This window comes from Klebsiella sp. 10982 (assembly GCF_048589245.1).
Classification (GTDB): Bacteria; Pseudomonadota; Gammaproteobacteria; order Enterobacterales; family Enterobacteriaceae; genus Klebsiella; species Klebsiella quasivariicola.
Window position 1 is genome coordinate 1 of sequence record NZ_JBMAXV010000056.1, and the last position, 23,376, is coordinate 23,376.

Consider the following 23,376-nt stretch of genomic DNA (forward strand, 5'->3'; position numbering starts at 1 on the left):
GGTGTGGTGGTCGCGATAAATGCAGCACATCGGAGATGAGGTTTGGTAGCCCCGGTAAGCGAAGCGCTACCGGGGAGAGACTGATTTAACGGAGGATTTTTTTCTCGGCCAGATCGAGGGCGAAATAGCTGAAGATCAGGTCGGCGCCCGCGCGTTTGATAGCGCCGAGGCTTTCCAGAACCACTTTCTCTTCATCGATAGCCCCGGCCTGGGCGGCGAATTTGATCATCGCGTACTCCCCGCTGACCTGATAGGCGCCGAGCGGCAGATCGCTGCGTTCGCGGATGTCGCGCAGAATATCCAGGTAGGCGCCAGCCGGTTTCACCATCAGGCAGTCGGCGCCCTGGGCTTCATCAAGCAGCGACTCACGAATGGCCTCCCGGCGGTTCATCGGGCTCATCTGATAGGTTTTACGATCGCCCTTCAGCGCGGTACCGGCCGCTTCGCGGAACGGGCCGTAGAAGGAAGAGGCGAACTTGGTCGAGTAGGACATGATCGCCGTATTGGTGAAGCCGGCGGCGTCCAGCGAGCGGCGAATCGCCTGCACCTGTCCATCCATCGCGGCGGAAGGGGCGATGAAATCCGCGCCCGCGGCGGCAGCGACAACGGCCTGCTTGCCGAGGTTTTCCAGGGTCGCGTCGTTATCCACCCCGTGGTCGCACAGCACGCCACAGTGGCCGTGGGAGGTGTATTCGCAGAAGCAGGTATCGGACATCACAATCATCTCCGGCACCGTGGACTTACAGATCCGCGACATACGCGCCACCAGACCATTTTCATTCCAGGTATCGCTGCCGGTGGCATCGGTGTGATGAGAGATGCCAAAGGTCATCACCGAGCGGATCCCGGCGTTGGCGATGCGTTCGATCTCGCGCGCCAGATATTTTTCCGGAATGCGCATCACGCCGGGCATGGCCTCGATCGCTTTGTAATCATCAATTTCTTCTTCAACAAAGATCGGCAACACCAGGTCGTTCAAACTCAGTGTTGTCTCTTCAAACAGGGCGCGCAGCGCAGCGGATTGACGCAGGCGGCGGGGGCGAGTGATTAAATCTGTCATGGTTTGCCTGATTTTGTGAAATGAAAGACGTTAGTGTAACTGAAATGGCAGCAGGATGTTTCGCCAAAACGATCGTTATGTCGCATCGGCGAAACCTCTCCCGGGCTTACTGGCTGGCCGTCTGCATGTTGGGCTGTGCGCCGCTCAGCTCGCTGACCAGATCGTTAATGCCGTCGCTCATATTGTTGAAGCGGGTTAACGGCGAGCGGGTCACCACCACAAAAGCGCCGACGTTAGCCTGTGGATTCATCGCCATATAGGTGATAAACCCGCCGCCGCCGCCGGTCTTCTGAATAATTCCCGGATGGCCATTCTTTGGCTTCATGTACACCCAGCCGAGACCCAGCGCGTCTGCCCGGCCCGGCACATCCATACCAATCACCCGGGTCAACTGGTTGCGCTGATAAATCAGCGTCTGCATTCGGTCGGCCTGCTGGCTGCGGGTATAGAAATCGGATGACAGGAACTGCTGCATCCAGCGCATCATATCTCCCGGCGTCGAGTAGACCCCGCCGCTGCCGATCGCCGCCAGGGTGTTGTTGCAGGGGCTGGCGCCTTTTTCCGGGATCATCAGCCGCTGGCACTGATCCGGTGACGGGGTAAAGGTGGTGTCCTTCATCCCAAGCGGCCGGGTGATCTGCTCTTCAAACAGCTGCGGATACGGTTTGCCGGCGGCGGTGGAGAGCGCGTCCGCCAGTAAATCGAAGGCCAGATTGGAGTAGGCCGCCTGTGAGCCCGGCGCGGTTTTCAGGGTCGCCGTTGAGAGCCAGTTCCAGCGCTGCTGGCGGGTCGGCCAGACAAACACCGGACGATGAGCGGCGCCGCCAGGCTGCTCGCGCGGCAGGGCGCTGGTATGGGTTGCGAGGTTCACCAGGGTGATCGGTTTTCCCTGCCAGTCAGGCACCCGGGCGCCCGGCGGGGCGTATTTGCTCAGCGGATCGTTGAGTTTCACCACGCCCTGGTCGAGAAGTTTCACCAGCATTTCGCTGGTCATCAGCTTGCTGAGAGAAGCGATACGGATCACCGAGTCGAGCTGCGGGTGTTGATTATTCCCCGGGCGGGTTTCGCCAAAGCTGCGAAAAACGCGCTGATTGCCATCGATAACCACCAGCGCCATGCCGGTGGCGCCGCTGCCGTAGTAGATATGATTGGCGTACCGATCGACCACATCCGAGGCGAAAACCGGGTCAACGGTAGGCTGTGCGGCCTGCACCGAGGTCCACGACGCCGCGCACAGCGCAGCAAAAATGAGCAAACTACGTTTCAACGGAGATCATCCATTAAATAAATAAAAGAGAAGAGGGTATTTATACTACGAAGTGGCGCAGAACAAAGTGGGATTCACGACATTCCTGCAGGAAAAAGGTAACGGTGCGTAAAAAAGACTTTTTTACGCTTTCGGATATCGGCTTTTTTCGCCGGCGCGTATGATGGCCGTTTGGCTGAACGTTCGTGGGAGAGAACAATGACGGCTCAACGGGTAGTGATGGTCGTGGATATGCAAAATGGCGTGTTTGCCACGCCGCGTCTGGCGCGCGAGCGCTGCGTCGCGCAGATAAACCGTCTGGTGCGTGCGGCGGACAAGGTCATTTTCATTCAGCATGATGAAGCCGGTGGCCTCGAAGCCGGCAGCGAAGGCTTTGCCCTGCTTCCCGAGCTGGAACAGCCAGCTGGCGCGCTGTATGTCACCAAAACTGCCTGCGACGCTTTCTACCACACCTCGCTGGCGCAGGTGCTGCGCGAACACGACATCCAGCAGTTCGTCATCTGCGGCTGCGCCACCGACTACTGCCTCGACACCACCATTAAAAACGGCGCCAGCCGTGGTTACGGCATCGTTGTCGCGGAAGATGCCCATACCACCGCCGACCGTCCCGCCGCGCCGGCCGCGACGCTTATCGCCCACTACAATGAGGTGTGGCGTACGCTGACCGTTCCTGGCAATCCTTTACAGGTGAAACCCACAGAAACAATTCTGCACGCCTGGCAGCAGAACTAAGCTGTTGATATCCGGTCTTATCATTCGTCTGCCCCGCGAGAGCGCACCCACGCGGCGGCCGGCGTATGCGTCGTACACAGCAATAGCAGAACGATAAGAAGTTAGCAGGAGACAATGATGTTTAAATCTTTTTTCCCCAAACCGGGGCCGTTTTTTATTTCTGCCTTAATCTGGTCGCTACTGGCCGTGATTTTTTGGCAGGCGGGCGGCGGCGACTGGCTGCTGCGGGTCACCGGAGCATCGCACAATGTGGCAATCAGCGCGGCGCGCTTTTGGTCGCTTAATTATCTGGTGTTCTACGCTTACTATCTGTTTTGCGTCGGCGTGTTTGCGATCTTCTGGTTTATTTACTGCCCCCATCGCTGGCAGTACTGGTCGATTCTCGGCACGTCGCTCATCATCTTCGTCACCTGGTTTCTGGTGGAAGTGGGCGTGGCGATCAACGCCTGGTACGCGCCATTTTACGACCTGATCCAGAGCGCGCTGGCCACCCCGCATAAGGTCAGCATCAACCAGTTTTATCAGGAAATCGGCGTCTTTCTCGGCATCGCGATCATCGCGGTGATCATTGGCGTGATGAACAACTTCTTCGTCAGCCACTACGTCTTCCGCTGGCGCACGGCGATGAACGAACACTATATGGCCCACTGGCAGCATCTGCGCCATATCGAAGGCGCCGCGCAGCGTGTGCAGGAAGATACCATGCGTTTTGCTTCCACCCTCGAAGATATGGGGGTGAGCTTTATCAACGCGGTGATGACCCTGATCGCCTTCCTGCCGGTGCTGGTAACGCTCTCCGAACACGTTCCCGACCTGCCTATCGTTGGTCATCTGCCGTACGGCCTGGTGATTGCCGCTATCGTCTGGTCGCTGATGGGCACCGGCCTGCTGGCGGTGGTGGGGATTAAGCTGCCGGGTCTGGAGTTTAAAAACCAGCGCGTGGAAGCGGCGTATCGTAAAGAGCTGGTCTACGGTGAGGACGATGAAACCCGCGCCACGCCGCCGACGGTGCGCGAGCTGTTCCGCGCAGTGCGTCGCAACTATTTCCGTCTCTATTTCCACTATATGTATTTCAATATCGCCCGCATTCTCTATCTGCAGGTGGATAACGTTTTCGGCCTTTTCCTGCTGTTTCCGTCGATCGTTGCCGGTACGATTACCCTTGGGCTGATGACGCAAATTACCAACGTCTTCGGCCAGGTGCGCGGTTCGTTCCAGTACCTGATCAGCTCGTGGACGACGCTGGTGGAACTGATGTCCATCTATAAACGTCTGCGTAGTTTTGAACGCGAGCTGGACGGCAAACCGCTGCAGGAAGCGATCCCGACATTACGTTAATCAAGACAAGGAAGCATGATGGCCGCACGTTTATCGCGCATTATTCCCGGTTCGTTGCCGCTGCTGGCGGCGATGGTGCTGAGCGCCTGTACCAGCCAGCAGGCCCCGGTGTTGAAAGAGGGGGAGAAGCCCGTAGACGTGGCGTCGGTGGTGCGGCAGAAAATGCCCGCCAGCGTTAAGGATCGAGAGGCCTGGGCGCAGGCCATCGCTACCGCGTTTGACAGCCAGAAGCTGGCGCCGACGGAAGAGAATGTCTGCTCGGTGCTGGCGGTGGCGCAGCAGGAGTCTAACTATCAGTCCGATCCGGTAGTGCCGGGGCTGAATAAAATTGCCTGGCAGGAGATCGACCGCCGGGCGGAAAAAATGCACATTCCGCTGTTTCTGGTCCATACCGCGCTGAAGATCACCTCGCCAAACGGCAAAAGCTACAGCGACCGTCTGGACAACGTGAAGACGGAAAAGCAACTGAGCGCTATTTTTGATGACTTTATCGGGATGGTGCCGATGGGGCAGAAGCTGTTCGGTTCGCTTAACCCGGTGCATACCGGCGGGCCGATGCAGGTCAGCATTGCCTTTGCCGAGCAGCACACCTCCGGCTACCCGTGGAAAATGAACGGCACGGTGCGCCAGGAGGTCTTTAGCCTGCGCGGTGGTCTGTGGTTTGGCACCTATCATCTGCTGAACTACCCGGCCAGTTACAGCGTGCCGCTGTACCGCTTTGCCGATTTCAACGCCGGCTGGTATGCCAGCCGTAACGCCGCCTTCCAGAACGCGGTGGTGAAAGCCAGCGGGGTGAAGCTGGCGCTCGATGGCGACCTTATCCGCTACGACAGCGATGAACCGGGTAATACCGAGCTGGCGGTGCGCCGTCTGGCGGGTCAGCTGGGAATGAGCGACAGCGAGATCCATCGTCAGCTGAAAAAGGGCGACAGCCTGGCGTTTGAGAAGACCGATCTCTATCAACAGGTTTTCCGTCTTGCCGATAAAAAAGCGGGCAAAGCCCTGCCGCGGGAAATGTTGCCGGGGATCCAGCTTGAGAGTCCGAAAATTACCCGTAATCTGACGACGGCGTGGTTTGCGAAACGGGTCGATGAGCGGCGGGCTAACTGTATGGCGCGGCGTTAACGGCGCTGACGCCAGCGCACGATTAGCGCCAGCAGCCCGATGAACGAGCAGCCGATCAGGAACGGGATCAGGCCAAAGAGGGTACCTACGGCGAGGCTGATGTCAACTTGTGGACGGCCGGCGTCCTGCGCCTGAATCAGACGTTCAAAGACCCCCGGGGCGTGGATCAACATACTGAGCATCTGCGCGCCGGCCCAGCAGCAAAACAGCACGAACAGCCCGTAGGCGATATGGCTGCCGGTCAGGGCCCCTCTTTTTTTATTTCCCAAAAGCGATTTTGAAAAACTGAATTCAGCCATAGGCCCTCCTAACTCTGTGCTGCTGGTTTTTTCTCCAGCTCTATGGCAGGTATTCTGGCAGTGAGGCGCCGTTGTCAGTATCAGATTGCTGGTAATTGCCGTCCAGGAATAATCCTGTTTTCGCCGTTGTGTTAACCGTGCCACAGGAGCGCAAAAGGGAGACTGACGTCGCAATCCAGCAACATTCTCCCTTGCGCTACAGACCGCCGCGAGCGGCTATGCGAAGATGCGTTTTTCGCTGTTGGAGGCCGCATGAAGCTCACTGATAAAATTCGCCGCGACTGGCACTACTACGCGGTGGCGCTGGGGTTAATTTTCATTCTCAACGGGGTGGTGGGGCTGCTGGGGTTTGAGACTCAGGGCTGGCAATCCTACGCCGTCGGTCTGGTGACCTGGGTGATAAGCTTCTGGGCCGCGGGCCTGGTGATCCGTCGTCGCCCGGCAGAAGAGGCCTGAGGCCGCCGCTGCCAGGCGCGGTAAAGCCGGTTTTAGTTCATGGAGGTTTTCAGCGCCCGGTCCGCGGCGTGGCGCTCCAGCGCCAGCTCAATCAGCCGGGTGATCAGGCTGGTGTAGTCGAGGCCGCTGGCCTGCCACAGCTTCGGATACATGCTGATGTTGGTAAAGCCCGGCAGGGTGTTGATCTCGTTGATCACCACCTCGTTGTCGGCGGTGAGGAACACGTCGACGCGGGCCATGCCGCTGCAGCCCAGGGTCTGGTAGGCCTGTACCGCAATAGCGCGGATCTTGTCGTTAATCTCAGGGGCGATAGCGGCCGGAACCACCACCTGCGCGCCCTGGTCATCAATATACTTGGTATCGTAGGCGTAAAATTCGCTGTTAAGGACAATTTCACCGCAGGTGCTGGCCTGCGGGTGATCGTTACCCAGCACCGCACACTCAATTTCCCGCCCGTTAATGCCTTGTTCCACCACCACTTTATGGTCAAATTCAAAGGCCAGGGCCACCGCCTGATGGTACTGCTCTTCGTTTTTAACTTTGCTAACGCCAACCGATGACCCCTGATTAGCCGGCTTAACGAACAGCGGCAGGCCGAGCTTCGCTTCGACATCGGCAAAGCTGAACTGCGCGCGGTTGGCGCGGGTCAGCGTGATAAACGGCGCGACGCTGAGCCCGGCATCGCGCAGCAGACGTTTGGTCACGTCTTTGTCCATACAGGCCGCGGAGCCCAGCACATCGGAGCCGACGAAAGGCAGATTCGCCATGCGCAGCATCCCCTGCAGGGAACCATCTTCGCCCAGCGTGCCGTGGACGATCGGGAAAATCACATCGATGGCCGCCAGCGGCTGGCCGCTTTCGGCGTTAATCAGCTGCTGCGCTTCGCGGCCCGGGATCTGCGCCAGAGTCACTGTGGAAGGGCGCAGGGCGATGCGGGCAGGGTCCTGAGCATTGAGCAGGTAGTTGCCGGCATCGTTAATGTGCCATAGACCCTGTTTATCAATACCCAACAGAACCACATCGAAGCGCGATTTATCAATCGCTTCCACGATATTCTTCGCTGACTGCAGCGACACTTCATGCTCTGCCGACTTACCGCCAAAAACGATCCCAACCCTCATCTTTGCCATTTCAACTTCCATCCAGATTACATCAAAGGGCATAACATACCATGTGAAACCGCTGCCTGGCTGCCATAATATTTACCTGATCAATTGACGGGAGTGGGCGTGAGAGGAAAGACGCTGCTGGTACTGGCGGGGCTGCTCGGCGCGGGCCTGTTGGGATATCGCTCTCTGCCGCCGCACCTGAATCCGCTGGCGCCGCTGACGCTGGACGATCCCCCGGGCTGGTTGACGTCATACAAGCTGCGCGGGCTGACGGCAGACCAGTGTGCCTCCCTGCTGGCGGAGGCTAATCGCCGGCGGCTTATCGCCAGCCAGCCGGTGGCCGACAGCGAGGGAAATTGCCCTCTGCGCAACGTGGTGCGGGTAGCGAATTTTGGCCCGGTGAAGCTGAGCAGCAGTTTCCTCGCCAGCTGCCCGCTGGCGCTGAGCAGTGCGCTGTATGTCGAGCAGCAGGCGAAGCCGCTGACCCGCCAGCTGATGGCGAGCGATCTGCGCCAGATCGATCATCTTGGCAGCTTTGCCTGTCGCAATATCTACCATCGGGCACAGGCGCGGCGCAGTGAACACGCCACGGCGGACGCGCTGGACGTCAGCGGTTTCCGCCTCGCCAACGGCCGACGCGTCAGCGTTCTGCAGGGCTGGCGCAGCGAGACCTCCCGGCCCTGGCTGGCGGCGCTGTTGAGCAACAGTTGCCACTATTTCGGCAACGCGCTGGGGCCAGAATACAATGCGGCTCACGCCAACCATTTTCACTTCGGGATGCGCGGGCAGGGTTTCTGTTTTTGAGCATAAAGCGCTGTGAGCAGGCGCAATAACCAGAAAATGATTTGTCAGGCTCGTTTCCCCAGTCATAAAACACCAAACTCATCGCCAGCGCATCTATGGTAGTACACCAGCGGAATGAAATTGCTAAGCTAGGTAATAATTGACAAATCATTAATGAATACGCGTAGTTATGGAATCCTGGAAGGTTAATCTCATCTCCGTCTGGTTTGGCTGCTTTTTTACCGGCCTGGCGATCAGTCAAATTCTCCCTTTTTTACCCCTCTACGTCTCCCAGCTGGGCGTGACTTCGCATGAAGCGCTGTCGATGTGGTCGGGGCTGACCTTCAGCGTCACCTTCCTGGTCTCGGCGATCGTCTCGCCGATGTGGGGAAGCCTGGCAGACCGCAAAGGCCGCAAGCTGATGCTGCTGCGCGCCTCGCTGGGGATGGCGGTCGCCATTTTACTGCAGGCTTTCGCCACCAACGTCTGGCAGCTGTTTATCCTGCGGGCGATCATGGGCTTAACCTCCGGTTATATTCCCAACGCCATGGCGCTGGTGGCTTCGCAGGTGCCGCGCGAGCGCAGCGGCTGGGCGCTAAGCACACTGTCGACGGCGCAAATTAGCGGCGTGATCGGCGGCCCGCTGCTGGGCGGCTTCCTGGCGGACCACGTCGGACTGCGGATGGTCTTTTTTATTACGGCTGTCCTGTTGACCATCAGTTTCCTGGTGACCCTGTTCCTGATTAAAGAGGGCGTTCGCCCGCAGGTCAGCAAAAGCGAGCGCCTCACCGGGAAACAAGTTTTTGCCACCTTGCCTTACCCGGGGCTGGTGATCAGCCTCTTTTTCACCACCCTGGTGATCCAGCTGTGCAACGGCTCAATTGGCCCGATCCTGGCGCTGTTTATCAAATCGATGGCGCCGGACAGCAACAATATCGCCTTTCTGGCGGGGATGATTGCCGCGGTGCCCGGCGTGTCGGCGCTGATCTCTGCCCCGCGGCTGGGTAAGTTAGGCGACCGCATTGGCACCTCGCGGATCCTGCTGGCAACGCTCTGCTGCGCGGTGGTGATGTTCTTCGCCATGTCCTTTGTCACCACCCCGCTGCAGTTGGGGACGCTGCGTTTCCTGCTCGGCTTTGCCGATGGCGCGATGCTTCCGGCGGTGCAGACCTTATTGCTGAAATACAGCAGCGACAGCGTCACCGGGCGCATCTTTGGCTATAACCAGTCGTTTATGTATCTGGGCAATGTCGCCGGGCCGCTGATTGGCGCTTCGGTGTCGGCAATGGCCGGCTTCCGCTGGGTATTTATTGCCACCGCCATTATCGTCTTCATTAACCTCTGGCAACTGGCATGGATGCTGCGCCGCACCCGTCGCGCTAACGCCTGAACCTCCGCTGACGGTATTTATCCCGCTACCGTCAGCGTTATTCCCCGCCGGGAGATTTACCATTACTTTTTGTTATCACCATTTCGTGAGTAATATTCCATTTAATTATTTCCCGCGTCATCTGAGGATCGCCCGCCTCGCTTGTCATTAAACAATACTATTTATAGTGGTATTTTATTGTGGTTAAACGTTTCGCTGTATATTGGGTGTTGCGACGATTCTTATTTTAAGTAATTCTGATGTTCGTCATCGGGCATGACATCCCAACCAAAAACAGGCCTCGCATAAGGAACTGGTGCTATGAAGAATCTCATTGCTGAGTTACTGGTTAAACTGGCGCAAAAGGAAGAAGAAGCAAAGGAACTGACGGTGCAGGTTGAAGCGCTGGAGATCGTGGTCACCGCATTATTGCGCCATATGGAGCATGATGCCCAGCAGGCATTGATTCAGGATATTGAACAGGCGATAGACCAGGTGACGCCCTGTCCGCCGGTCAACGACCAGGATGCCATTTTGCTGCAGCAATATCTAAAGAAGCTGTTGCGGCATCCTCGTAGTTAGTCTTTGTGACACGACAAGGATGCCGTCATTTTTCTGTCATCTCCCTTTTATAAAGTCTCCCTCGTTTTGTTTTTTTAAGTATTTTTTACATGGAGATGACAAAAGTGAAATTAAGCGCCCTGTTTATTGCCCTGCTGCCTCTGCTGGGCTCGCCGGTTATTCATGCCGAAACCACGGCTGCGCCGGTTCTGGAAAATCGCGCTGCGCAGGGGGATATCACCACCCCCGGCGGCGCGCGTCGTTTAACAGGCGATCAAACCGAAGCGCTGCGCGCCTCATTAATCAACAAGCCGGCCAAAAATATTATTTTACTGATTGGCGATGGTATGGGTGATTCGGAAATTACCGCGGCGCGAAATTATGCCGAAGGGGCGGGCGGTTTCTTTAAAGGAATTGACGCTCTGCCATTAACCGGGCAGTACACGCACTATTCGCTGGATAAAAAAACCGGTAAACCGGACTATGTGACCGACTCGGCGGCGTCCGCCACCGCCTGGACCACCGGCGTGAAGACTTATAACGGCGCGCTGGGCGTCGATATTCATGAGAACGCGCATCAGACCATCCTTGAACTGGCGAAAGCGGCGGGGCTGGCTACCGGCAACGTTTCCACCGCCGAACTGCAGGACGCGACCCCCGCGGCGCTGGTAGCGCATGTAACATCGCGTAAATGCTACGGCCCCACGGTCACCAGCGAAAAATGCCCCAGCAATGCGCTGGAGAAAGGGGGCAAAGGCTCCATTACCGAACAGCTGCTGAACGCCCGGCCGGATGTGACGCTGGGCGGCGGCGCGAAGACGTTTGCCGAAACGGCGACGGCGGGCGAGTGGCAGGGAAAAACCCTGCGCGAGCAGGCACAAGCGCGCGGCTACCAGATTGTGACCGACGCGGCGTCCCTTGCCGCTGCGACTGACGCCAGTCAGGCTAAACCGCTGCTGGGACTCTTCGCCGACGGCAATATGCCGGTACGCTGGGAAGGGCCGAAGGCGTCTTATCACGGTAATATCGATAAGCCGCCGGTGACCTGTACCCCAAACCCGAAACGCGACGCCTCGGTGCCGACGCTGGCGCAGATGACGGAGAAAGCGATTGACCTGCTGAGCCGCAACGAGAAAGGCTTCTTCCTGCAGGTGGAAGGCGCCTCCATCGATAAGCAGGATCATGCGGCGAATCCGTGCGGCCAGATCGGCGAAACGGTTGATCTCGATGAGGCGGTGCAGAAGGCGCTGGAATTTGCCAAAAAAGACGGCAATACCCTGGTGATCGTCACCGCCGACCATGCGCACGCCAGTCAGATCATCCCGGCGGATAGCAAAGCCCCGGGGCTGACCCAGGCGCTGAATACCCACGATGGCGCAGTGATGGTCATGAGCTATGGCAACTCTGAGGAAGAGTCGATGGAGCATACTGGTACCCAGCTGCGCATTGCGGCCTACGGGCCACACGCGGCTAACGTCGTTGGCCTGACCGATCAGACTGACCTGTTCTCAACTATGAAAGCTGCCCTGAGTCTGAAATAAGTCGCTGCCGGTGGCGAAATCGCGTCACCGGCTGGTTTTTTTTCTATCTGCGTCCAGACTTACAACGATCCACTCACAGAAGGATGGTGCGATGAAAATAACCTTACTGATGACCCTACTGTTTGGCTTGATCTTTATCAGCGCGGTTGGCGCGGCAGAAAAAACGCCCACTCCTCAGCAGCAAAAGATGACGGACTGCAATCAGCAAGCGTCAGCTAAAGCGCTGAAAGGAGAGGAGCGCAAAACCTTTATGAGCCAGTGTTTGAAAAAAGAGAGCACGACCTCGCAAGGAAAGGCGCTCACCCCTCAGCAGCAGAAGATGAGCGATTGCAGCAAAGCGGCCACAGCGAAATCACTGAAAGGTGATGAACGTAATACCTTCATGAGTACTTGCCTGAAGAAAGCCTGAAAAAAAGGAGCGCTCAGGCGCTCCCTTTTTACGTCTCAGGGCATGGCAGCCCATCTGTTCAGCTTCAGGAGCGGCTCAGTTGCTCTGATTTTTCCATGCACTGGGTGATGGCTTCGATCACCGCCGAGCGGAACCCTTTCTCCTCCAGTACGCGCACGGCTTCGATGGTGGTTCCGCCAGGGGAGCAGACCATATCTTTCAGCGCGCCCGGATGTTCACCGCTCTCCAGCACCATTTTGGCGGAGCCCATCACCGCCTGGGCGGCGAATTTATAGGCCTGGGCACGCGGCATGCCGCCGAGAACGGCAGCATCGGCCATCGCTTCGATAAACATAAAGACATAGGCCGGCGCGGAGCCGCTCACGCCCACCACCGGATGGATCATCGGCTCGGCAATTTGCTCCGCCTGGCCAAAGCAGCGGAACATGGTCAGTACTTCGGCCACATCTTCGCTGCTGACCAGCGCGTTTGGTGTCACAGAGGTCATGCCGGCGTTAACCAGTGACGGCGTATTAGGCATCGCGCGAATGATTTTGCGATCGTGACCGAGGGCGCGCGCCAGTTGCTCGAGCGTGACGCCAGCGGCGATGGACACCACCAGCGACTCTTTATTCAGGCTGGAGGCGATGTCGCCCAGCACTTTGGTCATAATCCCCGGCTTCACCGCGCCAAAGACGATATCGGCAATCTGCGCTACTTCCTGGGCGCTGGCGGCGGCGTTGATGCCATACTGGTCGCGTAGCGCCGCAACCTTGTCCGGCGACGGGGTGTAGACCCAGATTTGTCCCGGCTGTACCTGGCCGCTGGCGATCAGCCCACCCAGAATGGCCTTACCCATATTGCCGCAGCCGATAAAGCCAATTTTCTTATCCATCACCATTCCCCTCTGCTTTTTTCGTTACGATCTGATTAGCTTACCATCCTGGCGCTTTCCTGGGGGAGAAAAGCAGGTAACATTGGCGTCACTTATTGCAGGTAACAGGAGCTGGCATGGCCATTTGGGTGGATGCGGACGCGTGTCCGAACGTGATTAAAGAAATTTTGTTCCGCGCGGCAGAGCGGACCCAGACTCCGCTGACGCTGGTGGCGAACCAGCCGCTGCGCGTACCGCCGTCGCGCTTCATCCGCACCCTGCGGGTTGAGCAGGGTTTTGACGTGGCGGATAACGAAATCGTGCGTCAGTGCGCGGCGGGAGATTTAGTGATCACCGCCGACATCCCGCTGGCGGCGGAGGTGCTGGCGAAGGGCGGGGCGGCGCTCAATCCGCGCGGGGAACGCTACAGCGAGGCGACGATCCGCGAGCGGCTGACGATGAGGGATTTTATGGAGACATTACGGGCCAGCGGCGTTCAGACCGGCGGCCCGGATAGTTTATCGCAGCGCGATCGGCAACAGTTTGCCGCCGAGCTGGAGAAGTGGTTGCTGGCGGTTAAGCGTCAGCAGGATTAAACCCAGCTATCGTCATCGCTGCCAATATCATCGTCGCCAAAGCCGGAGTCGAAGTCGTCGTTCCAGGTATTGTCGGCAAGGAACTGATCGTCTCCCTGGCGGAACGGATCGTCACCCGCGGTGGCATCCTGCGCGGTGTCCGCCTCAGGCTGCGGTTTCTCTTCGATGATGTTAACGATCTCCTGCGGGTGCGAGCCGCTGAACATATTGGTCAGCATATTGCCCAGCACCACACCGCCCGCTACGCCTGCGGCTGTTTGCAGCGCGCCTGCCATAAAGCCGCCACCGCGTGCGGCAGCCTGCGGGGCATAGCTCTGCTGCTGTTGTTGCGGAGCATACTGCGGCTGGGCGCTGGCCTGCGGGCGACCGTATTGCTCCGCGCCTGGGATCGGGTCAGAACCGCGCGACGAGCCGCCACCGCCAAACAGACCGGAGAGGAAGCCGCCGCTGCTGGGCTTCGCCGCCTGCAGCTGACTGACCTGGCTCTCCAGCGCCTGGATGCGATCGTTGAGCTGTTTAATGGCGGCTTCCTGGATGAGAATGGTCTGCGCCATATAGTACGGTGCCGCCGGCTGCGCGCTGACGTGTTGGGCAATCCGCTCCTCGGCGCTGGTATCGCGCGATGCACTGTGTGCCTCAGCCTCTTTCAGCCGGGAAAACAGTCCATCAATAAGGCGTTGTTCTTCAGATTGCATGTTACATTCCTCTGTCACACTGTCGAATAGGCATCAGGGTGCGTCTGAAACATGATGTTGTAAATATGTTGCTTCGTAAAGCTATGCATAAATGTGTTACCGTTTACGCCAGTGGTGGATAAAAAATAACGCCCAGCAGAAAGTAAAGCTGGTTAAACACTAAATGCAATGATAAGTTTACATCAAGAACCCCTTTTCTCACTGTGGTAATGGGGTGTAAAGAAGTTGTGTAACGTTTTCTTTACTAATGCGTTGCGGAACAGACAGCGATAATACGTTCTTTCGTTTTTGATTATTTTGCGACAGACGGAACCAGGGGGTCTTCGGTCATGACACAGCCAATCTTTCTCATCGGGCCACGCGGCTGCGGTAAAACTACCGTCGGCCATGCGCTGGCGCGAGCGCGGCATTTTCAATTCTCCGATACCGATCATCGACTGCAGGCTCATGAGCAGCGGACGGTCGCGGAGATCGTGCAGGCGGAGGGGTGGACGCGTTTTCGCGAACTGGAGACCCTGTCGCTGAAGGCCGTGACCCTGCCGGATACGGTGATCGCCACCGGCGGCGGCATCATCCTCGCGGAATGTAACCGCCAGTTTATGCGGGAGAACGGCGTGGTTATCTATCTGCAGGCTTCGGTGTCGGCGCTGATAGACCGCCTGGAAGCCTACCCGAAAGCGGAACAGCGTCCGACGCTGACCGGGAAACCGGTACGTGAGGAAGTGGGGGAGGTGCTGGCGCAGCGCGAAGCCTTATACCGTGACGCTGCCCACCACATTGTCGATGCCACGGCTTCTCCTGATCGGGTAGTGGAGCAGATCATGACGATGCTGTGCGGTGCAGCGGCGACCCCGGTAAGTTAAGAATTTACTTACATTAAGGCGGCGAGGGGTGCCTATACTTACTAGTTCTGACGCCAGAAGAAGGAAGAACTATGCCAAACAGGCCCCCTTATCCGAGAGAAGCCCGCGTTGTCGCGGTAGAGAAAGGCCCTCAGGGCCAGACGGTCACCTGGTATCAACTCCGCGCGGATTACCCTGAGCCCGATTCGCTGATCAGCGAACATCCTACCGAGCAGGAAGCCGTGGATGCCAAGCGGCGCTATGAAGATCCTGACAAATCGTAACCCCCTGAGCCCGAATTGCCCGCCATGCTGGCAATATCGGGCGTATCTCACATTTTTTATTTATCAGTCGTACTAATGAATATCTAACACACGGATTTTTCAGGCACGTCGCTGTCGCCCGGCAATCTTTACATTCAGCCGTGGCGTACAGCTGCTACGCTTCTCGACGGTTGATTTTTACTCACCAGGGGGGCGAATGCTGTGTGTGGTAAGCCTGTGTTGAAGCAGTGGTAGTGAAAAGGTACATGATATGAGTAGTGCAACGATGGCAATTTTGACCATCGGCGTTGTGCCGCTGGCGGGAGTGTTGCCGCTCCTGACCGAACATATCAGGGAAGAACAGATCACCCACATTAGTCTGCTGGGCGATATGACGCATGCCGAGGTGGTGAAAGCCTACGCGGTGGGCGATGGCGAGCAGGGGCTGTTGACCCTGCTGACGGATGGTCAGCTGTTGATGGTGTCGCGAGAGAAAATTGAACGCGATATCCGCAGCGTGATCGCGATGCTGGATCGGCAGAACTATGATGTGATCCTGCTGCTAAGTTCGGAACCGCTAAGCAGCTTTGCGACGCAGCATGCGATCCTTCTTGAGCCGCAGCGGATCATCCCGCCGCTGGTGGCGTCGATCGTCGATGGTCACCAGGTTGGAGTGATTGTGCCGGTGGAAGAGATCATGCCCATGCAGCGGCAAAAATGGCTGTTGTTAGAAAAGTCGCCGTACTACGCCCTGGCTAACCCCTTTACCGGTAGCGACAGTGAATTATTAACCGCCGGCAAAGCGCTGCTCGAGCAGGGCGCCGATGTGCTGGTGCTCGACTGTCTCGGTTACTATCAGCATCATCGCGATGTGTTACAAAAAGCCCTCGATGTCCCGGTTTTGCTGTCGAATGTGCTGGTTTCCCGACTGGCGGCAGAACTATTGGTCTAATGTGTTAATTTCACGTGACAGGGGCAAGGAGCGCCCCCTATATTGAGCCTTTCAACGACGATCAGAAGGGCTTGTTTATGCTTCAAAGCAATGAATACTTTGACGGAAAAGTGAAATCCATTGGCTTCACCAGCAGCAGTACCGGTCGCGCCAGCGTTGGCGTGATGGCGGAAGGAGAATACACCTTCGGGACGGCGCAGCCGGAAGAGATGACGGTGGTCAGCGGGGCGCTGAATGTTTTGCTGCCGGGTGAGACTGAGTGGAAAGTTTACGCCGCCGGCGAAGTCTTCAATGTGCCAGGCAACAGCGAATTCCATCTGCAGGTGGCTGAGCCAACCTCTTATCTGTGCCGCTATCTGTAAGCCAGTGCGATCCCCGGCGTCTGCCGCCGGGTGGTTTTTTTCCTTCCTGCCTGGCAGGAAGGAAAGCGGCGCTTAGCGCTGTGCTTCGCCGCCGAGCCCTTCCACCAGGCTCTGAATCAGAGCAGCCAGCTCGCCAGTCATTAAGATAAAGTCGGCGTCAAAACGCTGGGCGAAATCTTCCCGATCGATATCTTCGTTTTGATCGCGCAGTTCATCGCAGAACTTCAGGCGCTTAATCGACGCGTCATCGCAGATCATAAACTGAATACGCTGCTGCCAGTCCAGCGCCAGCTTGGTGACGACCTTTCCGGCCTCAATGTGCACGGCGATTTCGTCGCTGACCAGATCCTGCTTCTTGGCGCGGATCACGCCGCCATCTTCCAGCATCGCTTTCAGCTCGGCTTCATCCAGCAGCTGGAAGCCCTGCGCCACGGTGCCGGAGCGGACCCATTCGGTCAGCGTCAGCTCAATCGGATTCTCCAGGGTCAGCGGCACCACCGGCAGCGAGCCGAGGGTTTTACGCAGCAGGGCCAGGGTATCCTCCGCTTTCTTCGCGCTGGCGCAGTCGACCATGATCAGGCCGTTGACGGTGTCGATCCACATCATTGTCTGGCTGAATCGGCTGAAGGCGCGCGGCAGCAGCGAGTGCAGCACTTCATCTTTCAGGGAATCTTTCTCGGTCTTCTTCAGCTTGCGGCCCTGATCGGCTTCGAGCTTCTGGATCTTCGCCTCCAGCGCCTGCTTAATCACCGGCGACGGCAGGATCTTTTCTTCTTTACGCGCGCAGATAATGATCTGGCCGTTCGCCGTATGCGTCAGCGCGTCGCTGTGCGATCCCATCGGCGATACCCAACCGGTTTTCGCCATATCCTGGCTGCCACAAGGGGTAAATGTCAGCTCGGCCAGCTGTTTTTCCATCTCCTCGGCGCGCAATTCGATATCGCGGCTGAGACGGTAAACCATTAAATTTTTGAACCACAGCATGATAATTTCCACGGCTTTGTCGTTAAATCAGGCGGGCATGATAGCGAATTGTCGCTATGCTTGCATTGTTAATCGGGCTGAGGAGCAGAGCGTGCGTATTGGTATTGATTTAGGTGGAACAAAAACCGAAGTGATAGCCCTGAGCGACCAGGGAGAGCAGCTGTTTCGCCACCGGTTACCCACGCCGCGTGAGGACTACCGGCAAACTATTGAGACTATTGCTACCCTGGTAGCGATGGCCGAGCAGGCGACCGGACAGCAGGGCACCGTGGGGATGGGCATTCCTGGCTCGATTTCGCCTTATACCGGCGTGGTGAAAAACGCCAACTCGACCTGGCTCAACGGCCAGCCCTTTGATAAGGATCTCAGCCTGCGCCTTGAGCGTGAAGTTCGGCTGGCCAACGACGCCAACTGTCTGGCGGTGTCGGAAGCGGTGGACGGCGCGGCGGCGGGGGCGCAAACGGTGTTCGCGGTGATTATCGGCACCGGCTGCGGCGCGGGCGTGGCGCTCAACGGGCGGGCGCATAGTGGCGGCAACGGCACGGCCGGCGAGTGGGGGCACAACCCGCTGCCGTGGATGAACGACGATGAGCTGCGCTACCGCGCGGAAGTCCCTTGCTACTGCGGTAAACAGGGATGTATCGAAACCTTTATCTCCGGCACTGGCTTCGCCACCGACTATCAGCGGCTGAGCGGCAAAGGGTTAACCGGCAGCGAGATTATGCGCCTGGTGGGCGAGGGTGACGAAAAGGCCGAACTGGCGCTGAGCCGCTATGAACAGCGGCTGGCGAAATCGCTGGCCCACGTGGTGAATATTCTCGACCCGGACGTTATCGTGCTGGGCGGTGGGATGAGCAACGTCGAGCGCCTGTATCAGACGGTGCCGGACCTGGTGAAACAGTGGGTCTTCGGCGGCGAGTGCGAAACGCCGATCCGCAAAGCGTTGCACGGTGACTCCAGCGGAGTACGCGGCGCGGCCTGGCTGTGGCCGCTCCAGGGGAACTAAACTGCACCCCCTCACCCCGGCCCTCTCCCAGTAGGGAGAGGGAGAAAAGCGGTACGGTGCGGGTGGTTGAGACGGTGGCCGGGAACCCCTTGTCTCTTGCCGGGGGAGGAGAATCGCAATAGCGTGCGAAACTACAGACCGGCGCCGGAGGGTTCCCTCTCCCTCGGGAGAGGGGAATCGCAATAGCGTGCGAAATTACAGACCGGCGCCGGACGGTTCCCTCTCCCTCCGGGAGAGGGGAATCGCAATAGCGTGCGAAACTACAGACCGGCGCCGGACGGTTCCCTCTCCCTCCGGGAGAGGGTTAGGGTGAGGGGACATTGCAATAATTAGGACCTCATTCCACCGCAAACGCTCTGTCCAGCCGGCTATAGCCCAGGCCGTTTATCTTCTTCACTTTGATCTGCACCGGAATACGTTCCTTCATTGCCTCCACATGGCTGATTACCCCGATAATTTTACCGCTGGCGTTAAGGGCATCCAGGGCGTCCAGCGCCGTGTCGAGCGTTTCGCTGTCGAGGGTGCCGAAGCCTTCATCAAGAAACAGGGAGTCAATCCGCGTCTTATGGCTCACCAGGTCTGACAGCGCCAGGGCCAGCGCCAGGCTGACGAGGAAACTTTCGCCGCCGGAGAGGGTGCGGGTGTCACGCACCGCGTCGGCCTGCCAGGTATCGACAACCTCCAGCTCCAGCGCCTCGCTGGCCTTGCGTTGCAGCAGATAGCGGCCGTGCAGGCGGTTGAGCTGCTGGTTTGCCAGCCAGACCAGATTATCGAGGGTCAGCCCCTGGGCGAATTTGCGGAACCGGTCGCCGGTGCTGGAGCCGATCAGTGAGTTGAGATAGCTCCAGTCGTCCGCCAGCTGCGCCGCCTCTGCAATCTGCTGCCCCAGCGCCTGCTGCTGCTGACGACTCGCTTCGTCCTGCCTGAGCTGCTGGCGGATCTCACCCTGGCGGGTGGTGTTGTCCCGCAGCCGCTGGGCAAGGGCGTGCAGCTGCGTTTGCAGGGTGGGGATGTCCGTGTCCGTCCCTTGCGGCCGCAGCGCCAGATGCGCCTGTTGCTGCCGGGTCGCCTGCTCGCAGAGCACCGTCGCCTGCTGGAGCTGCTGCTCCAGCGTCTGTTTTAACTGCGTCAGCCGCTGGGCGGTCTCGTCATCCAGTAGCGCGGCGAGGAACGCCTCCCGATCGCTGAAGCGGCTGGCGGCCAGGGCAGCCGTGAATTGCGTCTGTGACTGGTCCAGACGCGCCGTTTCTTCGATCTCCTGCTGCTGCTGGGCGACAAGCTGGCTGTGCAGCGACAGGCATTCCTCGTGGATTTCACGCCAGTTGTCGGGGATAACCGGCTCAGCCTCCGCGTCATCCTCATCGCCGGGGGGCAGCGTATCGAGCAGCGGTTTCAGGGCGGCGATCTGCTCCTGGAGCACGCCATGCTGCGTCTGTTGCGCCTGCCACCGGGCAAATTCATTTTCACGAGCGTGCAGCCAGGCGGCTTCTGCGCCTTCTTCCGGCAGGCTGAGCGACAGCGTCAGCAGGGCGTTCTCCAGCCCCTGGCGCGTGGTCTCCAGCTGCTGGTGAGCCTGGCGCTCCAGCGCCTCCTGATCGTTGAGCTGGCTCTGCAGCATCAGGCGCTGGCTGAGCTCATAAAGCTGCTGCTCGTAGCGCGCCTGCTCCTGCATCCAGTCGTTTATCTCTTGCGCAATATCCCGCGTGACCTGCAGCGAGGCGCAGGTCTCCTGCCACGCTTTAGTGAGCGCTTGCTCTTCCTCTGTGAGCCGTCGGGCCGCTTCGGTCTCACGCTGGAGCTGTTGCGTCAGGGCGTTGACCTGCCCGAGGACCAGCAGACCTTCTTCTTTCAGCGCGGCGACCTCTTTTTCCAGCGCATCGCGGCGACGCTGGTTATCCGTGACCGTCAGCGAAGCGTATTGTTCAATCGCCGGGTGTTCACAGGCGCCGCACAGCGGGCAGGGTTTACCCGCTTCGAGCCGCGCGCGGTAGCCTTCCAGATCTTTAATCGTTTCTTCCCGCTGGCAGAGCGCCTTCAGGTCGAGATAGTGCTGGTTTTTGTCTTTATATTGCTCCCGACGTTGCGTGAGGGTGGCATTGAGTTTTGCCTGCTCCGTTTGCGCCTGCTGGATGTTCTCGGCGCTCTGCCGCAGGCGTTTGTGCAACTGCTGATGCTGTTCATGCAGCGAGACCAGCCGCTGGCGCAGCGGCCGCGACTGCGTTTGCTGCGCCATCGCCGCCGCGACGTCCTCTGCGGACAATGACAGGGAGCTGGCCGGCAGAGCGGCCAGCTTCTGGCGCAGCGCGGCCAGGCGGGTGGTCTGAGCCGCCAGCTGCTGTTTATCGCGCATCAGTTGCGAAAATTGCGCCCGCCAGCCGGCAATTTCCTGGCCCCATAAGCGGAATCGATCATGGGCCGTCAGCCACTGCGCCAGCTCCGTCAGTTCAGCCTGACGCTGCTGCTGGGTGCGCAGGGCGCCCTGACGAATGCGCGCGCGCTGCGCGGTGCTGGCAAGTAAGCGAGCATTTACTTCGTTGATCCGCTGGCGGGTTTTCGCCAGACCAGCTACCTGTTCCTGCTGACGCTCCCACAGGGGACGTAACTGGGCGGCGGGCTGGGCCAGCTCAAGCTTCGCCAGCGTCGGGGCGGCGTCGGCCAGCGCCTGGCGGGCCCGCTGCTGTCGGGTGACCGCCTCCTGCTGCTGTTGCGCCAGTTCGTCGCGGCGGGTCAGCCACTGGAGCTGCTGCTGTTGGCTTTGCTGCTGTACCAGCAGAGCTTTTTCTTCGTCAGTAAGTACCTGCAAACTTTCCTGCAGCGCCTGCTGCTGGGCCTCCGTCAGCAGAACGATACCCGCCGCCTGGGCTTCGAACTTCTCCAGCGCGTGGCGAGCAGCTTTGTGCTGTTCGTAGACCATGGCTGAAATCTGGCCGTAGATTTCCGTGCCGGTCAGCTCCTCCAGCAGCTCCGCGCGATCGCTCGGCTTCGCGTTCAGGAAGGCGGCAAATTGCCCCTGGGAAAGCAGCATCGAGCGGGTGAAGCGGCCATAGTCGAGGCCGGTAAGCGTCGCGGTTTGTTCCAGCTTATCCGAAACCTTATCGGCGAGGATTTTGCCGTCGGCGCAGCGCGCCAGCTCGACGCGGGGTGCCTGCAGATTGCCATCCGGCTGGTTACGCGCCCGATTCTGGCTCCAGAAAGCGCGGTAGGCGATGCCTTTGACTTCAAATTCCACCTCCGCCAGACACTCGGCGGTATCGCGGGTCATCAGATCGTTTTGCGACTGGGAGACTTTATTCAGGCGCGGCGTCTCGTGATAAAGCGCCAGGCAAATGGCATCGAGCAGGGTGGTTTTGCCGGCGCCGGTGGCGCCGGTAATAGCAAACAGGCCGTTGCTGGCAAACGGCTCGGCGGTAAAGTCTATCTTCCATTCGCCCTTCAGGGAGTTGAGGTTTTTCAGTCGCAGGCTCAGGATTTTCATGCGTTTTCGTCCTCCGCGGTGAGCGTATGCAGCGTATGGGTGAACAGCTCATGCAGCCGGGCGCGCTTGTCATCGTCAATCTCGGTCAGCGCCAGCCGACGCTCAAACACCTCCTCCACCTTCAGTTCGCTGAGGGTCTCCCGCTGGGCGCCAAGCAGAATTTTCTCGCGCTGCTCGCGGCTGCGGCGTACCAGCAGCACTTCCACCGGCAGATCCTCCGTCAGCGCCTGAATATGACGCTGAATATCGTGCAGGTAGTCCTCGGTGGTGATTTCGATATCCAGCCACACCGGCGGGTCCTGCTCGACGCCGCGCCACTGCTCCAGTCGGGCGGTGATGGCGGCCAGATCGCCTTTGATCACCGCCAGCGGCTGGGTAACGGGGACTTCCAGCGTCTCTACGGCGCTGAGTCGCCCGTCGTTAAAGCTCACCAGGTGCACCGATTTCGCTTTGCCGGTTTCATCAAAGCTCAGCGGCAGCGGCGAACCGCTGTAGCGGATGTGTTCGCAGCCGCCGACCACCTGCGCACGGTGGATATGGCCCAGCGCAATGTAGTCGGCAGGGGGGAAGTGTTGCGCCGGAAAGGCATCGAGTGTGCCGATATAAATGTCGCGAACGGCATCGCTTTTACTGGCGCCGACGGTGGTCAGGTGGCCGCTGGCAATGATGGGCAGCGGCCGATCGCCGCGCAGCGCGCAGGCCTGCTGATACTGCTGCTGATAATAGTCGCTGATGGCGTGCAGCAGTTGTTGCTGCTTTTCCCGGCCGGAGTGGCCGGCCTGGCTGGTCACCAGTTCGCGCGGGCGTAAAAACGGCACCGGGCAGAAGATGGCGCCCGGGGTGCCGTCGCGCAACGGCAGCTCAATAGGCGCATGGCCAGCGTTCGCCACCACGGTGGTGTGTAAAAAGGCGAGGATATCGCGCGATTCATTGAGCATCGCCACTGAATCGTGATTGCCCGCCAGCACCACCAGGCGACAGCCGGTCTGCTGCAGCTGGACGACGAAACGGTTATACAGTTCGCGAGCGTAGCTTGGCGGTGAGCCGGTATCAAAAATATCGCCGGCTACGATAATGGCGTCGACTTCATACTCCTGCGCGCGGGCCAGCAGCCAGGTCAGGAAGGCATCATGTTCGGCGGCGCGGCTTTTGCTGTAAAAATTCTGGCCCAGGTGCCAGTCGGAGGTGTGAAGGAGGCGCATAAATCTTCCCTAGCGAAAAAAGCATGGGCGGCAGTATACCATTTGTCGGCGGGGGGTAAGTCCGCGCCGTGCTTCAAAATACCCGATCATCAGACCG

24 protein-coding genes are annotated in these 23,376 nt (G+C 58.9%); 15 read left to right on the forward strand and 9 right to left on the reverse strand.

The features are described 5' to 3' along the window. Positions 1 to 85: 85 nt before the first annotated feature. On the reverse strand, positions 86 to 1,060 hold the full coding sequence (hemB, locus tag ACKLKD_RS25290) for a porphobilinogen synthase (protein ID WP_002890201.1): 975 nt from the start codon (positions 1,058 to 1,060) through the stop codon (positions 86 to 88). Between the two features lie 106 nt (positions 1,061 to 1,166). Further along, on the reverse strand, positions 1,167 to 2,327 hold the full coding sequence (gene ampH / locus ACKLKD_RS25295) for a D-alanyl-D-alanine-carboxypeptidase/endopeptidase AmpH (protein ID WP_004178722.1): 1,161 nt from the start codon (positions 2,325 to 2,327) through the stop codon (positions 1,167 to 1,169). A 219-nt stretch (positions 2,328 to 2,546) separates the two neighbouring features. Here ampH and ACKLKD_RS25300 point away from each other — a divergent pair, with 219 nt between their 5' ends. The 3 genes from ACKLKD_RS25300 to ACKLKD_RS25310 all read left to right on the forward strand — a co-directional run bounded on the left by ACKLKD_RS25300 (position 2,547) and on the right by ACKLKD_RS25310 (position 5,522). Further along, positions 2,547 to 3,059, forward strand: a complete 513-nt coding sequence (locus ACKLKD_RS25300; RefSeq protein ID WP_165931886.1) for an isochorismatase family protein — start codon at positions 2,547 to 2,549, stop codon at positions 3,057 to 3,059. 117 nt (positions 3,060 to 3,176) lie between these two features. After that, positions 3,177 to 4,397 carry a peptide antibiotic transporter SbmA gene (sbmA, locus tag ACKLKD_RS25305; RefSeq protein WP_025710603.1) on the forward strand — a complete coding sequence of 407 codons (1,221 nt, stop codon included), beginning with the start codon at positions 3,177 to 3,179 and terminating at the stop codon, positions 4,395 to 4,397. A gap of 18 nt (positions 4,398 to 4,415) precedes the next feature. Further along, positions 4,416 to 5,522: a DUF1615 domain-containing protein gene (locus ACKLKD_RS25310; RefSeq protein WP_025710604.1), complete on the forward strand. Its 1,107-nt coding sequence runs from the start codon at positions 4,416 to 4,418 to the stop codon at positions 5,520 to 5,522. Here ACKLKD_RS25310 and ACKLKD_RS25315 read toward each other — a convergent pair. After that, positions 5,519 to 5,821, reverse strand: a complete 303-nt coding sequence (locus ACKLKD_RS25315; protein WP_025710605.1) for a YaiY family protein — start codon at positions 5,819 to 5,821, stop codon at positions 5,519 to 5,521. The genes ACKLKD_RS25310 and ACKLKD_RS25315 overlap by 4 nt on opposite strands. Before the next feature lie 252 nt (positions 5,822 to 6,073). Here ACKLKD_RS25315 and ACKLKD_RS25320 point away from each other — a divergent pair, with 252 nt between their 5' ends. Then, on the forward strand, positions 6,074 to 6,277 hold the full coding sequence (locus ACKLKD_RS25320; protein WP_012968852.1) for a DUF2754 family protein: 204 nt from the start codon (positions 6,074 to 6,076) through the stop codon (positions 6,275 to 6,277). A 32-nt stretch (positions 6,278 to 6,309) separates the two neighbouring features. Here ACKLKD_RS25320 and ddlA read toward each other — a convergent pair whose 3' ends face one another. After that, positions 6,310 to 7,407 (reverse strand): D-alanine--D-alanine ligase, encoded by a 1,098-nt coding sequence (ddlA, locus tag ACKLKD_RS25325; RefSeq protein WP_042929014.1) that lies wholly within the window; start codon positions 7,405 to 7,407, stop codon positions 6,310 to 6,312. Positions 7,408 to 7,506: 99 nt separating this feature from the next. On the opposite strand from ddlA, the gene ACKLKD_RS25330 reads away from it, so the two are divergent. The 5 genes from ACKLKD_RS25330 to ACKLKD_RS25350 all read left to right on the forward strand — a co-directional run bounded on the left by ACKLKD_RS25330 (position 7,507) and on the right by ACKLKD_RS25350 (position 12,049). Then, positions 7,507 to 8,190 (forward strand): extensin family protein, encoded by a 684-nt coding sequence (locus ACKLKD_RS25330; RefSeq protein ID WP_080897017.1) that lies wholly within the window; start codon positions 7,507 to 7,509, stop codon positions 8,188 to 8,190. A 169-nt stretch (positions 8,191 to 8,359) separates the two neighbouring features. Beyond that, entirely contained in the window at positions 8,360 to 9,559 is a 1,200-nt protein-coding gene (locus tag ACKLKD_RS25335) for a multidrug efflux MFS transporter (RefSeq protein WP_025710608.1), read from the forward strand. Positions 9,560 to 9,859: 300 nt separating this feature from the next. Further along, a complete protein-coding gene (gene iraP / locus ACKLKD_RS25340) occupies positions 9,860 to 10,120 on the forward strand; it encodes an anti-adapter protein IraP (protein WP_004204875.1) in 261 nt (86 codons plus the stop codon). Positions 10,121 to 10,209: 89 nt separating this feature from the next. After that, positions 10,210 to 11,640 (forward strand): alkaline phosphatase, encoded by a 1,431-nt coding sequence (gene phoA / locus ACKLKD_RS25345; RefSeq protein ID WP_025710609.1) that lies wholly within the window; start codon positions 10,210 to 10,212, stop codon positions 11,638 to 11,640. Positions 11,641 to 11,731: 91 nt separating this feature from the next. Beyond that, positions 11,732 to 12,049, forward strand: coding sequence for a PsiF family protein (locus ACKLKD_RS25350; protein WP_025710610.1), 318 nt, complete (start codon positions 11,732 to 11,734; stop codon positions 12,047 to 12,049). 64 nt (positions 12,050 to 12,113) lie between these two features. Here ACKLKD_RS25350 and proC read toward each other — a convergent pair whose 3' ends face one another. Then, positions 12,114 to 12,923: a pyrroline-5-carboxylate reductase gene (gene proC / locus ACKLKD_RS25355; protein WP_025710611.1), complete on the reverse strand. Its 810-nt coding sequence runs from the start codon at positions 12,921 to 12,923 to the stop codon at positions 12,114 to 12,116. Between the two features lie 116 nt (positions 12,924 to 13,039). On the opposite strand from proC, the gene ACKLKD_RS25360 reads away from it, so the two are divergent. Continuing rightward, entirely contained in the window at positions 13,040 to 13,498 is a 459-nt protein-coding gene (locus ACKLKD_RS25360; RefSeq protein WP_080897016.1) for a YaiI/YqxD family protein, read from the forward strand. On the opposite strand, the gene ACKLKD_RS25365 is transcribed toward ACKLKD_RS25360, so the two are convergent. Beyond that, complete coding sequence (locus tag ACKLKD_RS25365; RefSeq protein WP_087806149.1) at positions 13,495 to 14,193, reverse strand: DUF2076 domain-containing protein; 699 nt, start codon at positions 14,191 to 14,193, stop codon at positions 13,495 to 13,497. The genes ACKLKD_RS25360 and ACKLKD_RS25365 overlap by 4 nt on opposite strands. A 329-nt stretch (positions 14,194 to 14,522) precedes the next feature. On the opposite strand from ACKLKD_RS25365, the gene aroL reads away from it, so the two are divergent. The 4 genes from aroL to ppnP all read left to right on the forward strand — a co-directional run bounded on the left by aroL (position 14,523) and on the right by ppnP (position 16,612). After that, positions 14,523 to 15,056 (forward strand): shikimate kinase AroL, encoded by a 534-nt coding sequence (gene aroL, locus ACKLKD_RS25370; RefSeq protein WP_080897015.1) that lies wholly within the window; start codon positions 14,523 to 14,525, stop codon positions 15,054 to 15,056. 71 nt (positions 15,057 to 15,127) lie between these two features. After that, positions 15,128 to 15,319, forward strand: a complete 192-nt coding sequence (locus ACKLKD_RS25375) for a YaiA family protein (RefSeq protein ID WP_002890278.1) — start codon at positions 15,128 to 15,130, stop codon at positions 15,317 to 15,319. Positions 15,320 to 15,569: 250 nt separating this feature from the next. After that, positions 15,570 to 16,250, forward strand: coding sequence for an AroM family protein (locus ACKLKD_RS25380; protein ID WP_087806147.1), 681 nt, complete (start codon positions 15,570 to 15,572; stop codon positions 16,248 to 16,250). Between the two features lie 77 nt (positions 16,251 to 16,327). Continuing rightward, the gene (ppnP, locus tag ACKLKD_RS25385; RefSeq protein ID WP_002890284.1) at positions 16,328 to 16,612 is read left to right on the forward strand and encodes a pyrimidine/purine nucleoside phosphorylase; all 285 of its coding nucleotides are present in this window, start codon (positions 16,328 to 16,330) and stop codon (positions 16,610 to 16,612) included. 72 nt (positions 16,613 to 16,684) lie between these two features. On the opposite strand, the gene rdgC is transcribed toward ppnP, so the two are convergent. After that, a complete protein-coding gene (rdgC, locus tag ACKLKD_RS25390) occupies positions 16,685 to 17,596 on the reverse strand; it encodes a recombination-associated protein RdgC (RefSeq protein WP_025710616.1) in 912 nt (303 codons plus the stop codon). 91 nt (positions 17,597 to 17,687) lie between these two features. Between rdgC and mak the strand changes: the two genes are divergently transcribed. Further along, entirely contained in the window at positions 17,688 to 18,602 is a 915-nt protein-coding gene (gene mak / locus ACKLKD_RS25395; RefSeq protein WP_087806145.1) for a fructokinase, read from the forward strand. Positions 18,603 to 18,939: 337 nt separating this feature from the next. On the opposite strand, the gene sbcC is transcribed toward mak, so the two are convergent. Continuing rightward, complete coding sequence (sbcC, locus tag ACKLKD_RS25400) at positions 18,940 to 22,077, reverse strand: exonuclease subunit SbcC (protein WP_087806143.1); 3,138 nt, start codon at positions 22,075 to 22,077, stop codon at positions 18,940 to 18,942. Further along, positions 22,074 to 23,279: an exonuclease subunit SbcD gene (sbcD, locus tag ACKLKD_RS25405; RefSeq protein WP_087806141.1), complete on the reverse strand. Its 1,206-nt coding sequence runs from the start codon at positions 23,277 to 23,279 to the stop codon at positions 22,074 to 22,076. The genes sbcC and sbcD overlap by 4 nt, the downstream gene beginning before the upstream one ends. Positions 23,280 to 23,376: the final 97 nt, after the last annotated feature.

Excerpts from the sequence above, each read along its gene's own strand:
- hemB (WP_002890201.1), bottom strand. The coding sequence starts at position 1,060 with ATGACAGATTTAATCACTCGCCCCCGCCGCCTGCGTCAATCCGCTGCG.
- ACKLKD_RS25300 (WP_165931886.1), top strand. The coding sequence starts at position 2,547 with ATGGTCGTGGATATGCAAAATGGCGTGTTTGCCACGCCGCGTCTGGCG.
- sbmA (WP_025710603.1), top strand. The coding sequence starts at position 3,177 with ATGTTTAAATCTTTTTTCCCCAAACCGGGGCCGTTTTTTATTTCTGCC.
- ACKLKD_RS25310 (WP_025710604.1), top strand. The coding sequence starts at position 4,416 with ATGGCCGCACGTTTATCGCGCATTATTCCCGGTTCGTTGCCGCTGCTG.
- ACKLKD_RS25315 (WP_025710605.1), bottom strand. The coding sequence starts at position 5,821 with ATGGCTGAATTCAGTTTTTCAAAATCGCTTTTGGGAAATAAAAAAAGA.
- ACKLKD_RS25320 (WP_012968852.1), top strand. The coding sequence starts at position 6,074 with ATGAAGCTCACTGATAAAATTCGCCGCGACTGGCACTACTACGCGGTG.
- ddlA (WP_042929014.1), bottom strand. The coding sequence starts at position 7,407 with ATGGCAAAGATGAGGGTTGGGATCGTTTTTGGCGGTAAGTCGGCAGAG.
- ACKLKD_RS25335 (WP_025710608.1), top strand. The coding sequence starts at position 8,360 with ATGGAATCCTGGAAGGTTAATCTCATCTCCGTCTGGTTTGGCTGCTTT.
- iraP (WP_004204875.1), top strand. The coding sequence starts at position 9,860 with ATGAAGAATCTCATTGCTGAGTTACTGGTTAAACTGGCGCAAAAGGAA.
- phoA (WP_025710609.1), top strand. The coding sequence starts at position 10,210 with ATGGAGATGACAAAAGTGAAATTAAGCGCCCTGTTTATTGCCCTGCTG.
- ACKLKD_RS25350 (WP_025710610.1), top strand. The coding sequence starts at position 11,732 with ATGAAAATAACCTTACTGATGACCCTACTGTTTGGCTTGATCTTTATC.
- proC (WP_025710611.1), bottom strand. The coding sequence starts at position 12,923 with ATGGATAAGAAAATTGGCTTTATCGGCTGCGGCAATATGGGTAAGGCC.
- ACKLKD_RS25360 (WP_080897016.1), top strand. The coding sequence starts at position 13,040 with ATGGCCATTTGGGTGGATGCGGACGCGTGTCCGAACGTGATTAAAGAA.
- ACKLKD_RS25365 (WP_087806149.1), bottom strand. The coding sequence starts at position 14,193 with ATGCAATCTGAAGAACAACGCCTTATTGATGGACTGTTTTCCCGGCTG.
- aroL (WP_080897015.1), top strand. The coding sequence starts at position 14,523 with ATGACACAGCCAATCTTTCTCATCGGGCCACGCGGCTGCGGTAAAACT.
- ACKLKD_RS25375 (WP_002890278.1), top strand. The coding sequence starts at position 15,128 with ATGCCAAACAGGCCCCCTTATCCGAGAGAAGCCCGCGTTGTCGCGGTA.
- ACKLKD_RS25380 (WP_087806147.1), top strand. The coding sequence starts at position 15,570 with ATGAGTAGTGCAACGATGGCAATTTTGACCATCGGCGTTGTGCCGCTG.
- ppnP (WP_002890284.1), top strand. The coding sequence starts at position 16,328 with ATGCTTCAAAGCAATGAATACTTTGACGGAAAAGTGAAATCCATTGGC.
- rdgC (WP_025710616.1), bottom strand. The coding sequence starts at position 17,596 with ATGCTGTGGTTCAAAAATTTAATGGTTTACCGTCTCAGCCGCGATATC.
- sbcC (WP_087806143.1), bottom strand. The coding sequence starts at position 22,077 with ATGAAAATCCTGAGCCTGCGACTGAAAAACCTCAACTCCCTGAAGGGC.
- sbcD (WP_087806141.1), bottom strand. The coding sequence starts at position 23,279 with ATGCGCCTCCTTCACACCTCCGACTGGCACCTGGGCCAGAATTTTTAC.